Here is a 12,245-nt window from a genome sequence, read left to right as displayed (position 1 = left end):
CATCAACGCGGACGCCATGCAGCTGTACCGGGGCATGGACATCGGCACCGCGAAGCTCCCGCCGGCCGAGCGGCACGGCATCCCGCACCAGCAGCTCGACGTGCTCGACGTCACCGACGAGGCGAGTGTCGCCGCCTACCAGGTCGCCGCCCGCGCCTCCCGCCGCGCCACCGCCCGCGGATCCACCGCGAACACCGCCGCCACGATCGTCAGCACCGCGTACACCCCGAGGTACCCGCACAGGATCCACGGCGAGCCACCCCCGAGCTGCACGAACACCGCGGCCAGCAGCGGCGTCAGCCCCACCGAGAAGATCGACCCGATCTGGTACCCGAGCGACATCCCCGAGTACCGCCGCCCGGTCGGGAACTGCTCCGCGAACCACGCCGCCTGCGGCCCGTAGATGCTGTCGTGGAACACGCACATCCCGATCAGCGCCACGAGCGGCAACAGCACGAGCGGCCCGGCGTCGAGGAACGCGAAGAACGGCCAGATGAGCACCGCGATGCCCACCGCCGACCAGATCGTCAGCACCCGTCGCCCGACCCGGTCGGACAGCCACCCCCAGAACGGCGTCGACACGAGCGACACCGCCGAGATCACGAGCACGGCCTGCAGCCCGGCGTCCGAGCCCGATGGCCCCCGCACGTTTCCGAGGTACGTCAGCGAGTACGTCGTCAGGATCGAGTACAGCGCCGGCTGCACGAGACGCAGGCCCGCCGTCACCAGGATCGACCGCGGGTGCTGCCGGATCGCCTGCCACACCGGGAACCGCTCGACCCCACCCGCGGCGCGCAGCTCCTGGAACACCGGGGCGTCCTGCACACCGAGCCGGATGACGAGCCCGACCGCCACGATCACCGCCGAGAACAGGAACGGCAGCCGCCAGCCCCAGGCCAGGAACGCCTCGGTGCCGAGCAGCGACCGCACGAGCGTGAAGACCCCGGTCGCCAGGAGCATCCCACCGGCCGACCCCATCTGCGTGAACGCCCCGAACAGCCCCCGGTGCCGCTCCGGCGCGTGCTCGACGGACAGCAGCGCCGAGCCGCCCCACTCCGCACCGGCCGCGACGCCCTGCAGCAGCCGCAGGAACACGAGCGCCACGACGGCGCCGACCCCGATGGTCGCGGCCGACGGGATGACCCCGATCAACGTCGACGCGATGCCCATCAGCACCAGCGACGCGACGAGCAGCTTCTTCCGCCCGATCCGGTCACCCAGGTGGCCGGCGATCACGCCGCCGAGCGGCCGCGCCACGAACCCGACGCCGTAGGTCGCGAACGACGCAATGACCCCGACGGCCGGCGTCACGGACGGGAAGAACGTCGGCGCGAACACCAGCGCCGAGGCCGTCGCGTAGAGGTAGAAGTCGTAGTACTCGACGGTCGTGCCGACGAACGACGCGAGGGCGACCCGACGACGGGTCACACTGGTCGACGGTGCAGCGGAACGGCCTGGAGGCGCGGTGAGGGTGGTCTGGCTCGGCATGCCTCAGGAGCATGGTCGCGTCCAGGGCCGCGGGGAACACCGCGCGTAACGGGAGGTCACGTCGCTGTCGTCGGGCGGTGCCCGCCGACCACGATGGGACACATGAGCGATGCACCGAACCGCCCGCTGCGCTTCGCGGCCTTCGTCATGAACACGACCTCGCACATCCAGCACGGCCTGTGGCGGCACCCCGACGCCCGGCAGGCGGACTTCGACGACGTGACGCTGTGGACCGACCTGGCGAGGACCCTCGAGCGCGGCAAGTTCGACGCGATGTTCTTCGCCGACGTCGTCGGGACCTACGGCCCCGGTCGCGGCGACTACTCGACCAACCTGCGCGAGGGGCTGCAGATCCCCTCGAACGACCCCTCCGTGCTGCTCTCCGCGCTCGCCGTGTCGACCGAGCACCTCGGGCTCGCGTTCACCTCGAGCGTCATCCAGGCGCACCCGTTCGACTTCGCCCGCAAGGTCTCCACGCTCGACCACATCACCCGGGGCCGCATCGGCTGGAACGTCGTCACGAGCGCCCTCGACAGCGCCGCCCGGAACTTCGGCGCCGACCGGCTCGAGGAGCACGACGAGCGCTACGTCTGGGCCGAGGAGTACCTCGAGGTCTGCGCGAAGCTCTGGGAGGGCTCGTGGGAGGACGGCGCCGTGCTGAAGGACCCGGTCCGTGGCTACGCCGACCCCGACAGGGTGCACCGCATCGACCACCACGGCAAGCGCTACGACGTGCATGGCCCGCACCTGTCGGCACCGTCGCCGCAGCGGACCCCGGTGCTGTTCCAGGCCGGGTCGTCGCCGGCCGGCCGTGCCTTCGCCGCCCGGAACGCCGAGGCCCAGTTCATCCTGACCTCGAACCGGGATGCCACCGAACAGCTCATCCGCGAGACCCGTGACCTGGCCGAGGCCGCCGGCCGCCAGCGGGACGACATCGCGTTCTTCCTCGGCCTGACCTTCGTCACCGGCTCCACCGAGGCCGAGGCGAAGGCCAAGGAGGCGGAGATCGACGAGTACCTGGCCGCCGACGGGTTCCTGGTGCACTCGAACCTCGGCTTCGACCCGGACACCGGCGAGCCCCTCGACCCGGACACCCCGCTGTCCGAGGTCCGCACCCACGCCGGACAGTCGCACCTGCAGTGGCTCCGCGAGGCCGCCGGGGACCGCGAACCGACCATCGCCGACCTCGCCCGGCTGTCCGCGAAGCTCCGCGCCCGGGTCGTCGGGACGCCGGAGCAGATCGCCGACGAGCTCGCCGACTGGCAGCGGGTGGGCGTCGACGGCGTCAACGTCATCAACTGGACGCTGCCCGGCTCGTACGAGGAGTTCGTCGACCACATCGCGCCGACCCTGCAGGAACGCGGGCTGATGCAGTCCGAGTACCGCGAGGGGACCCTGCGCGAGAAGCTCTTCGGCCACGCACAGCTGCCGGACTCGCACCCCGCCCGGCAGTGGCGCGGGGCGTTCTCGGGCGGTGCCGGCGCGACCGCGACCCACCCGGACGACGCGACCCGTGCGGTGGAGGTGCCCGCATGACGGACGCGACGACGATCGACGGACGCGTGACGGGCCTCCCGGCCGACCGTCTGGCGACCCTGCGCGAACGCTTCGCGCCCGTGTTCGCGACCATCCGCGACGGCGCGGTCGAGCGTGAGCTCGCGTCCGGGAAGCCCGGCGACCGGCCGCTGCCGCACGCCGAGGTCCGGGCGCTCGCCGACGCGGGGTTCGGGCGGCTGCGCGTGCCGGAGGACCGCGGCGGCTTCGGCGTGACGCTGGTCGAACTCGCGCACCTGGTGGCGGACCTGGCGGCGGCGGACTCGAACATCGCGCACCTGTGGCGAGGCCACTTCGGGTACACCGAGCTGGTGCTGCTGCGGCCGTCGTCCGCCGGCCGGGACGAGTGGCTCCAGCGCATCGTCGACGGAGCGATCATCGGGAACGCGACCTCGGAGCGGACCGGGACGACCCTGGCCGACATCTCGACGACGGTGACGCCGGCTGGCGATTCCCTCCGCCTCGACGGGCGGAAGTTCTACTCGACCGGCACGCTCTATGCGGACTGGATCTACCTGGCGGCAGACCGTGACGGGGAGCGCGTGACGTTCGCCGTCGACGCCTCCGCGCCGGGCGTGACGAGCATCGACGACTGGGACGGGTTCGGGCAGCGGTTGACCGCCTCCGGCACGACCGTGTTCGACGGGGTGTCGGTCGACCCGTCGGTGGTGTCGGCGTACCGGGACGCCCCGCTGTCGCACATCCAGGCCTTCTACCAGCTGTACCTGCTGGCGGTCCTCGCCGGGATCGGGCAGGCCGTGTCCGACGACGCCGTGGCCTTCGTGCGGCCACGGACCCGCACGTACATCCACGCCAACGCGGCCGTGCCGGGGGAGGACCCGCAGGTGCTCTCGGTGCTCGGGCGGCTGTCGGCCGGGGCGTTCACCGCCCGGTCACTCGTCGTCGCCGCCGCGGGGCTGCTCGACGGGGTCGTCGCGACGAACGAGCCCGGGGTCGGCGTCGACCGCGTGCTGCTCGACGCGGCCGAGAACGCCGTGTACCAGGCGCAGGTCGAGACCGGGCCGCGGGTGCTGCGGTCGGCATCCGAGTTGTTCGAGGTCGGCGGGGCGTCCGCGGCCGACCGCACACGTGGGCTGGACCGGCACTGGCGGAACGCCCGGGTGGTGGCGTCGCACAACCCGGCGGTCTACAAGGAGCGGCTGGTGGGGGAGTACGCGCTGCACGGGCGGGGGCCGGTGGGGGCGTGGGAGAAGTACCACGAGGTGGGGCCGACGCGGTTCTGAGGGGCGTGGACCGGTGTGGGTGCGGGTGCGCGGGCTGCGGCGGCTGCGGCTGCTGCGCCGCGACTTTTCGCGGTGAGCGACAGTTCTCGCGCTCGTGGGCCCGAGGGATGTCGCTGAGCCCGAAACTCGGGCGCCGCCCGCCGCCCGCCGCCCGCCGGGTGCGCGTCGCTGGCCGCTACGCCCAGCCGAGCTCGTGCAGCCGCTCGTCGTCGATGCCGTAGAAGTGGCCGATCTCGTGCACGAGGGTGGTGTGCACCTCGTCCTTGAGCTCCTCGACGGTGTCGCACTCGGCCAGGTGCTGCTTGCGGAACACCACGATGCGGTCGGGCAGCTCGCCGAAGCCGTACTGCCCGCGTTCGGTGGCTGCGATGCCGTCGTACACGCCGAAGAGCTCTTCGCCGTTCTCCGGTTCGTCCTCGACGACGAACACCACGTTGTCGAGCCCGTCGACCATCTCGTCGGGGAGCAGGTCGAGTTCGTCGGTCACGAGTTGCTCGAACGCGTCGGCGGACATCTCCATCACGGGTGGATCGTCCCACACCGCGCTGACCACTCGCGGCGAAGCCGCACGGCGCCGGAGGCGACCAGAAAAACACTGAGGGAGAGCCCCGGTTGCGTCACACGCAACAGGACTCTCCCTCGACTGGGGTGAATAACGGGTCTCGAACCCGCGACCTCCTAGACCACAACCAGGCGCTCTACCAACTGAGCTATATCCACCATGTTCGAACCAGCGGACCGGCGCGACCACTCAATAGTAGTACATGCGGGACGGGGTGCGGACCACCCGTGTCGCTACTCGGCCGCGGGCTGCGCCAGCCGTGACTCCCACTTCGCCACGACGTCGGCCTGCACGGCACGCACGTCGTCGGTGCTCGGGCCGGGCTCGGCGACGAAGCCGGCGCGGCGGTAGTACTCGAGTTCGCGGATCGACTCGAGGATGTCCGCGAGGGCCCGGTGCCCACCGTGCTTCTCCGGCGCGTTGAAGTACACGCGGGGGAACCAGCGGCGGCAGAGCTCCTTGATGCTCGACACGTCGACGCTGCGGTAGTGCAGGTGCCCGTCGACCCGCGGCATGTACTTCGACAGGAACGCACGGTCGGTGCCGATCGTGTTGCCGGCCAGCGGGGCGGAGCCCTCGGCGGGGACGTGCTCGAGGATGTACTCGAGCACCTGGTACTCGGCGTCCGCCAGGCTCACGCCGTTCGGGATCTCGTCGATGAGCCCCGAGGTGACGTGCATGTTGGTCACGAACTCGTTCATGTTGTCGAGCGCCGACTGGTCCGGCTTGATGACGATGTCGAACCCGGGGTGCACGGGCTCGAGGTCGAAGTCGGTGATGACCACGGCCACCTCGACGAGTTCGTCGACCTCGAGGTCGAGGCCGGTCATCTCGCAGTCGATCCAGACGAGGCGGTCATTCGCGGTTGCCATGTCCTCGATCCTATTCCCGCCCCGCGTGCGTCCCGTACGTGCCGCTGCGCCCGCCCACGCGTGCCCGCCCGTTCCGTGCGTCGGATGCGCGAGCGGGCGAAATGCCGCGGTCGCCCTGCGGACGCACCCGGGTATTCCGCCCGCTCGTCCGGGACGCGAGCCGCGAGCATTGCAGGCGACCGCCTGCCGCACCGATCCCGCCCGCTCCCGCCTCGTCACCACGAGCGGGCGAAATGCCGCGGCCACCCGGCGGACGCACCCGGGCATTTCGCCCGCTCGCCGACTGCGGTCGCGCCCCGGTCGTGGCTCCGCCCACCCGCGTCCAGCCGAGCGGGCGAAATGCCGCGGTCGCCCTGCGGGCGGACCCGGATGTTTCGCCCGCTCGTCAGCGACGCGAGCCGCGAGCGCCGCAAAGTGACCGCCTGGAGGCCCGGGGCGACCCCGGCAGGCCGCCCCGCGCCTCCCGGCGGTCGCCCTCCACCCCGCCTGCCGCACGGTTCTCGCCAGCCCCGCGCGAGCGGGCGAAATGCCGGCGTCGCTCTGCGGTCGAGGCCGGGCATTTCGCCCGCTCGCGGGTGGGGCGTGGAACGGGGGGCGAGCGAGCCCGCGCGCGGACGCACGAACGGGCGAAATGCCGGGGTGCCCACGGGGGACACTCCGGCATTTCGCCCGTTCGTGAGGAAGAGGGAAGCAGGGCACGTACGAAGCCGCCGCACCCCGGCGCCTCGGCGGCTAGGCCATTTCGCCGGCGGTGATGGCCTCGGCCTCGACGCGCTCCGGCTCGGGACCGTCGTCGACGCGGCGCAGGACCCTGGTGGTGCAGAGGATCACGACGAAGGCGACCGCGACGGATGCACCCGCGAAGACGTAGGCCGCCGAGGGGGAGTACGCGTCGGCGAGCAGGGTCGCGACGGGCGGGGCGATGGCGCCGCCGATGAAGCGGACGGCGGAGTAGGCGCTCGAGGCGACGGAGCGGGGGAGGTCGGTGGCCTCCATGACGCACTCGGTGAGCACGGTGTTCAGGACACCGAGCACGAGGCCGCCGATGACGACGCAGATGATCAGGCCGACCTGGGACCGCACGACGAGGGCCGCGGCGAACAGGTCGAGCGCGAGCAGGGGCAGCGCGATCTTCAACACCGTCGTCCTCCGGAGACGGGCGGTGAGCATCGGGGCGACCCACACGGACGTGATCGCGAGACCGACACCCCAGCCGAAGAACGTGAACCCGATGCCGAGCGCGCCGAAGCCGAGCGGGAACGGCGTGTACGCCAGCAGGACGAAGAAGCCGATGTTGTAGAACAGCGCGGTCGCGGCGAGGGCGGCGAGTGCCGGACGGGTCAGGGCGCGGAAGGGTGCGGAGAGCTTCGTCGGCGTGGGCTTCTCGAGGCTGCCGGTCTTCAGCAGGGCGACGATGGCGATGAACGCGACGGCCATCAGGGTCGTGACGCCGAAGAACGGGCCGCGCCAGCTCACCGAGCCGAGCAGACCTCCGACGAGGGGACCGACGGCGATGCCGAGGCCGAGCGCTGCCTCGTACAGGATGATCGCCGAGGCGGTGCCGCCGGACGCTGCTCCGACGATGGTCGCGAGCGCGGTGGAGATGAAGAGCGCGTTGCCGAGGCCCCAGCCAGCACGGAAGTCGATGATGCTCCACACGCTGTTCGACGTCGCGGCGAGCACCGAGAAGAGCACGATCAGGGCGAGTCCGATGAGCAGGGTGCGCTTCGCGCCGATGCGGCTGGAGACCCAGCTGGTGAAGAACATCGCGACGCCGGTGACGGCGAGGTAGCTCGTGAAGAGCAGCTCGGTCTGCGCCGGAGTCGCCTTGAGGGACGCCGCGATCGCCGGGAGGATCGGGTCGACGAGCCCGATGCCCATGAACGCGACGACGCAGGCGAAGGCGATCGCCCAGACCGCGGACGACTGCTTGAGGATGGAGCCGGACTGGCCGGCGGGTGCGTGAGCGTTCACGCGGGGATCTCCGTTCCGTTGGGGGTTGTCCGGGTGCGCTGGGCGATCAGGTTCGTCGCGTGGTGCAGGACGTCCCAGTCGTCGTCGGTCAGGTCGGCGAACAACGGACCGACCGTGCTGGTGAGGGTGGAGCGCCAGGATGCGAGCCGTTCGCGTCCGGCCTCGGTGAGTTCGATGAGCTGCCCGCGGGAGTCGTCCGGGTCGACGCTGCGGCTGACCAGGCCGTCGGCGAGCATGCCGGCGACGAGTCGCGTCATCGTGGGCTGCGCCACACGGGAGGCGGTGGCCAGTTCACCGAGTCGCAGGGGTTCGTCGGTCTCGAGGATGCCGAGCGTGCGCCAGACCGCGGTGGACGTGGTGTTGCCCGTCGACTGGACGGCGCTGCGGATCAGGCGGTTGACGGAGACGAGGAGGGTCTCGATCGTCTGCTCACGCGGTGTTTCCATAGCTGAACTATATAGCCGTGCTATGCATAGCGCAACGACGGGCTCGACAGACCGCACCAGCCACCGCCTGGTAGAAGGGAGGCATGAGCGACATCACCATCCACGAAGGCGACGAGTACACCGCGATCTTCCACGGCGGTCCCTTCGACGGCACGACCGACACCCGCACCGCCACGAGCGACGCGCTGGACGACGAGGTCACGGTGTTCGCCGACGTCGAGGGCCTGCAGACGGCCTTCACCTACCGCGCCACCAAGTCCCGCCAGGTCCTCGACCAGATCTCGGTCGAGTTCACCTACGAGCCCGGCGAGTCCGACCCGGTCGACGACCTGCAGGACCGCGGCGACCGCAGCGGCGAGTTCGACCGGGAGTAGAACCCCCACCCGCCGCGTTGCAGGACCACATGCAGCTCGACCTCTGGACGTCCGCCTTCTGTGCGCCGTGCGCCGCCGCCCGCCGGGTGTCGGCCGAGGCCTCGGCGCTCGTCCCCGGGCTCACCGTGACCGAACGCGACGTGGCGGCACACCCCGACGACGCGGAAGACCTCGGTATCCGGTCCACGCCCACGATCATCGTGCGGCAGGACGACGGCACCGAGGTCTTCCGGTCACCTGGCGTCCCGACCCGCGACCAACTCCTGCTCGCGGTGGCCAAGGCGCTCTGAACGAGCCGCCGCCGCGGCCGGGGCGGCCGCCGCAGCGGTGGCCCCCGGCACGGGCACAGCGGCCCGCGCCCCCGCACGCTGCGACGTCGGCGCCGCCACCACGACGGGCTCCGGCGGATCGACCAGCGCCCGCACGCGTCGTGCCAGACGCTTCGCGCCCCGGATCGGCGCCCCGATGCCCAGTGCCACCAGTCCGAGCGGGCTGCGATCGGCCCCACCGAGGGCGTTCTTCCGCTCCCACGCACGGCGCAGCACGCCACCGCGACTCCGCCGAGCCGGTGCCCGGTCCACCAGCGTGCCGGCGTCCCGTCGGGCCATGAGCTCCACGAGCCGGTGCTGCCAGTCGTCCTCCGAGGCCGGGTGGAAGTAGTTGTCCCGCATCCACTCCGGCCGGACGACACCGAACCGTCCGTCGACCAGGTCGACGGCGTCACCCTCGAGGCCGCTCCCCACGAACACCTCGTTGATCAGGTGTCGCCCGATCCCGAAGTCGGTCAGCGTGAGCGCGGGCACGCCTCGCGCCGCCGCCTCGAGCACCGCGGTCGAGCTGATCGTCACGAGCGCCACCGCCCGGTCGAGGTGCTCGGCCATCGGGCCGCTCTCGACCACGAGGTTGGTCGGCGCGTCCGCCGGCACCAGGTCCGGGTACGGGTGCTCCTCGCGGTGTGTCTGGTGCTCGCCTGCCGCGGCGCGCGTCTTGATGACGACGCGCCACTCCGGGTGCGCCCGCGCCGCGTCGACGAGCCACCGCACGACGAGGGCACGGTCGGCCCGCTCGAACGGCACACTCGGCTGCGCCGCGAAGACGACGGAGTCGCGGACGGTCGAGCCCGCACCATCGCTCGCTCCGACACCGCCGGTCGCGCCGGCGCCCCGCGCGAAGGGCAGCGTGGCGAGCGCGAAGTGCGGCTCGACGCCGCCCTCGCGCGCCATCTCCTCGTACGCGCGGACCTCGCGATGGCTGTGCAGCACGAACAGGTCAGCCCGGGCTCGGAAGAAGATGCCCTTCCACTTCGACGGGAACGAGATCCCCGGCAGCCCCGAGACCAGCACCGGCCGGTCCGGGATCCGCCGGTGTACCTCGTCGATCACGAGCTCGGCCACCGGTCCGATCAACGACACCAGGACGGCGTCCGGCGGGTCCTGTCGGAGCTCCTCGACGACGGCGTCGACGTCCTTCGGCGCGGGCGGTTCCCGGTGCAGGTGGGCGAGGCGCCGGTCCAGCCCGCGGAACGCCGACCGCAGCTGCTTCGGACTCGCCGACCGCGGGGTCGCCACGGTGCGCAGCTCCAGGTCCCAGTCCGCCGGTGCGCTCGCCAGCAGGTGGGCGCCCCACTTCGCGAACGAGTCGGTGTCGACCAGGCCGACCACGCGTCGGACGCGTGGTGACGCGTCGGACGGGAGGCGCGCCTCCAGTCCGACCGTCGACCCACCGCCGTCAGCCGGCGCGTCCAAGGCGCTGGTCCCGTCGACCGGGCCGGTCACGCGCCGACGCGACGCAGCTTCGCGAGCGGTGCCTGCTCGCCGGCGGTCGGATGGGGACTGCATCCGCTCACGCGCCGACGCGACGCAGCTTCGCGAGCGGTGCCTGCTCGCCGGGGAAGATCCTCTTGACGCCGTCGCCGAGGGCGGTCTCGATGATGCGGATGTCACGGGCGAGCGTCTTCAGGCCGTGCGGCTCGAGCGACGCGGCGTGGTCGGAGCCCCACATGGTGCGGTCGAGCGTGATGTGGCGCTCGACGGCCGTGGCACCGAGGGCGACCGCGGCGATGGAGATCTGCAGGCCGGGCTCGTGGCCGGAGTACCCGACGGGGACGCCCGCGTAGCGGTGGGCGAGGGTGTCGATCATGCGGAGGTTCGCCTCCTCGGCCGGCAGCGGGTAGGTCGACGTCGCGTGCATGAGGACGAGGCGGTCGGTGCCGAGGGCCTCGACGGCGGCGTCGATCTGCTCGAGCGTGGACATGCCGGTCGACAGGATGACGGGCTTGCCGGTCGCGGCGACGGCGGCGAGCATGCCGAGGTCGGTGACGGACGCCGAGGCGATCTTGTACGCGACGACGTTGAGGTCCTCGAGGAAGTCGACCGACGGCTCGTCCCACGGCGACGCGAACCAGTCGAGCCCGCGGAGGGTCGCGTGGTCGCCGATCTCGATGTACTGGTCGCGGTCGAACTCGACGCGGTAGCGGTACTCCAGGTAGGTCATGTCGCCCCACGGGGTGCTGCGCGGGGTGTTCTTCATGTGCTCCGGCGTGGAGATCGCGGGGGTGCGCTTCTGGAACTTCACGGCCTGCAGCCCCGCGTCGGCAGCGACGTCGATGAGCTGCTTCGCGATGTCGACGTCGCCGTTGTGGTTGAGGCCGATCTCGCCGATGAGGTAGGCGGGGTGGCCCGCGCCGATCGTGGACGTACCGATGGTGACGGTCATGGTGCTCCGTTCGGTGCGGGGGTGGCCCGCGTCGGGGATGGGTCTCGGGTCGTGGTGGGTGCGGGCGCTTTGGCGAGGGCTTCGGCGAGGGCCAGGTCGGCCTCGTCGTCGATGTCGATCGCGCCGGCACCGTCGACGACGGCCAGTTCGACGCGGCCGTGGAACCGGTGTCGGTTCTCGAGGAACCCCGCCGTCCGCATCACGTAGAAGGCACCGGTCTCGCGGTACTCGGGCTCCCGGTCCTGCCGGCGGGGCCTGGTCGCAGCGTCGTGGTTCACCGCCACCGCGGTGCCGTCCGGGGCGGTCCGCCACAGGAACGCGTGCGACGGCGTGGCGGCGAACACCGCGTCGGCGTGCCCGTCGACCACGCGCGCGACGGCGGCGTCGAGGTCGGCCGGGTCGATGAACGGCGAGGTCGCCTGCAGGAAGACGAGGACCTCGGGCAGCGGCGTGCTGATCGCGTCGAGGACGTGCAGCAGGGCGGACTCCGAGGACGCCTCGTCACCGGCGAGCTCGGCCGGGCGGCGGACCACGGCGGCACCGGCGGCGACCGCCTCGGCAGCGATGGCGTCACCGTCGGTCGTGACGACGACCTCGTCGATGCGGGTGGCACGTCGTGCCGAGTCGACCGCCCGACGGACCAGCGAACGACCCGCGACCGTGCGCAGGTTCTTGCCGGGGATCCCCTTCGACCCGGCACGTGCGGGCACGACGGCGAGGACGGAACCGGTGGTGCGCATGCTCCGGACGCTACGAAGCGTGGGTGTCGCGGAGGGGAACGGGGAGCAGACGGCGGCCGACCGTTGGGCGACCGCCGGGTCCTGTCACGGCGACGCGGCGGGGCGCGCATCGAGCGTCCGGGGGCTGCTCGCCGCTACAATCGACGCTGCTCGCCTCCGTAGCTCAGTGGATAGAGCAGGTGGTTTCTACCCACCGTGCCGCGGGTTCGATTCCTGCCGGGGGCGCCGAAGACGAACAGGGCCGCCATCCTCTCCGGATGGCGGCCCTGTTCTCGT

Annotated in this window: 12 protein-coding genes, 2 tRNA genes and 1 pseudogene; 6 read left to right on the top strand and 9 right to left on the bottom strand. The window is 71.9% G+C overall.

Features of this window, described 5'->3' with window-relative positions; all coding sequences use genetic code 11:
• A pseudogene (locus DEJ09_RS03275) lies at positions 1 to 160 on the top strand (tRNA (adenosine(37)-N6)-dimethylallyltransferase MiaA); the annotation flags it as partial.
• On the opposite strand, the gene DEJ09_RS03270 reads toward DEJ09_RS03275, so the two are convergent.
• Positions 136 to 1,488 carry an MFS transporter gene (locus tag DEJ09_RS03270; protein ID WP_111087619.1) on the bottom strand — a complete coding sequence of 451 codons (1,353 nt, stop codon included), beginning with the start codon at positions 1,486 to 1,488 and terminating at the stop codon, positions 136 to 138. The pseudogene DEJ09_RS03275 and the gene DEJ09_RS03270 sit on opposite strands and share 25 nt — an antisense overlap.
• A gap of 102 nt (positions 1,489 to 1,590) precedes the next feature.
• Here DEJ09_RS03270 and DEJ09_RS03265 point away from each other — a divergent pair, with 102 nt between their 5' ends.
• Complete coding sequence (locus DEJ09_RS03265; RefSeq protein WP_111087618.1) at positions 1,591 to 3,024, top strand: LLM class flavin-dependent oxidoreductase; 1,434 nt, start codon at positions 1,591 to 1,593, stop codon at positions 3,022 to 3,024.
• The gene (locus DEJ09_RS03260) at positions 3,021 to 4,286 is read left to right on the top strand and encodes an acyl-CoA dehydrogenase family protein (RefSeq protein ID WP_111087617.1); all 1,266 of its coding nucleotides are present in this window, start codon (positions 3,021 to 3,023) and stop codon (positions 4,284 to 4,286) included. The genes DEJ09_RS03265 and DEJ09_RS03260 overlap by 4 nt, the downstream gene beginning before the upstream one ends.
• Positions 4,287 to 4,461: 175 nt before the next feature.
• On the opposite strand, the gene DEJ09_RS03255 is transcribed toward DEJ09_RS03260, so the two are convergent.
• From DEJ09_RS03255 to DEJ09_RS03235, 5 genes are all read right to left on the bottom strand, one after another.
• Positions 4,462 to 4,806 (bottom strand): metallopeptidase family protein, encoded by a 345-nt coding sequence (locus DEJ09_RS03255; protein ID WP_035807616.1) that lies wholly within the window; start codon positions 4,804 to 4,806, stop codon positions 4,462 to 4,464.
• A gap of 124 nt (positions 4,807 to 4,930) precedes the next feature.
• Positions 4,931 to 5,006: transfer RNA gene (locus tag DEJ09_RS03250), tRNA-His, on the bottom strand.
• A 75-nt stretch (positions 5,007 to 5,081) separates the two neighbouring features.
• Positions 5,082 to 5,720, bottom strand: a complete 639-nt coding sequence (orn, locus tag DEJ09_RS03245) for an oligoribonuclease (protein WP_111024210.1) — start codon at positions 5,718 to 5,720, stop codon at positions 5,082 to 5,084.
• A 732-nt stretch (positions 5,721 to 6,452) separates the two neighbouring features.
• On the bottom strand, positions 6,453 to 7,694 hold the full coding sequence (locus DEJ09_RS03240; protein WP_111030570.1) for an MFS transporter: 1,242 nt from the start codon (positions 7,692 to 7,694) through the stop codon (positions 6,453 to 6,455).
• Positions 7,691 to 8,140 (bottom strand): MarR family winged helix-turn-helix transcriptional regulator, encoded by a 450-nt coding sequence (locus DEJ09_RS03235; RefSeq protein WP_111087616.1) that lies wholly within the window; start codon positions 8,138 to 8,140, stop codon positions 7,691 to 7,693. The genes DEJ09_RS03240 and DEJ09_RS03235 overlap by 4 nt, the downstream gene beginning before the upstream one ends.
• A gap of 83 nt (positions 8,141 to 8,223) precedes the next feature.
• On the opposite strand from DEJ09_RS03235, the gene DEJ09_RS03230 reads away from it, so the two are divergent.
• Both DEJ09_RS03230 and DEJ09_RS03225 read left to right on the top strand, forming a co-directional pair.
• The gene (locus DEJ09_RS03230) at positions 8,224 to 8,514 is read left to right on the top strand and encodes a hypothetical protein (protein WP_071405508.1); all 291 of its coding nucleotides are present in this window, start codon (positions 8,224 to 8,226) and stop codon (positions 8,512 to 8,514) included.
• Between the two features lie 29 nt (positions 8,515 to 8,543).
• Positions 8,544 to 8,804 carry a thioredoxin family protein gene (locus DEJ09_RS03225; protein ID WP_027464648.1) on the top strand — a complete coding sequence of 87 codons (261 nt, stop codon included), beginning with the start codon at positions 8,544 to 8,546 and terminating at the stop codon, positions 8,802 to 8,804.
• Here DEJ09_RS03225 and DEJ09_RS03220 read toward each other — a convergent pair.
• From DEJ09_RS03220 to DEJ09_RS03210, 3 genes are all read right to left on the bottom strand, one after another.
• Positions 8,748 to 10,289 carry a DUF6716 putative glycosyltransferase gene (locus DEJ09_RS03220; RefSeq protein ID WP_111087615.1) on the bottom strand — a complete coding sequence of 514 codons (1,542 nt, stop codon included), beginning with the start codon at positions 10,287 to 10,289 and terminating at the stop codon, positions 8,748 to 8,750. The two genes, DEJ09_RS03225 and DEJ09_RS03220, sit on opposite strands and share 57 nt — an antisense overlap.
• Positions 10,290 to 10,356: 67 nt before the next feature.
• Positions 10,357 to 11,229 (bottom strand): N-acetylneuraminate synthase family protein, encoded by an 873-nt coding sequence (locus DEJ09_RS03215; protein ID WP_071405510.1) that lies wholly within the window; start codon positions 11,227 to 11,229, stop codon positions 10,357 to 10,359.
• Complete coding sequence (locus DEJ09_RS03210; protein WP_111087614.1) at positions 11,226 to 11,969, bottom strand: cytidylyltransferase domain-containing protein; 744 nt, start codon at positions 11,967 to 11,969, stop codon at positions 11,226 to 11,228. Before DEJ09_RS03210 ends, DEJ09_RS03215 begins: the two co-directional genes overlap by 4 nt.
• 152 nt (positions 11,970 to 12,121) lie before the next feature.
• Between DEJ09_RS03210 and DEJ09_RS03205 the strand changes: the two genes are divergently transcribed.
• Positions 12,122 to 12,194: transfer RNA gene (locus DEJ09_RS03205), tRNA-Arg, on the top strand.
• The last annotated feature ends 51 nt before the right edge of the window (positions 12,195 to 12,245 follow it).

This window comes from Curtobacterium sp. MCLR17_055, from assembly GCF_003234305.1.
GTDB classification, from domain to species: domain Bacteria; phylum Actinomycetota; class Actinomycetes; order Actinomycetales; family Microbacteriaceae; genus Curtobacterium; species Curtobacterium flaccumfaciens.
The sequence above is the reverse complement of the archived record's forward strand: the minus strand, read 5'-3'. Positions and strand labels throughout refer to the sequence as shown.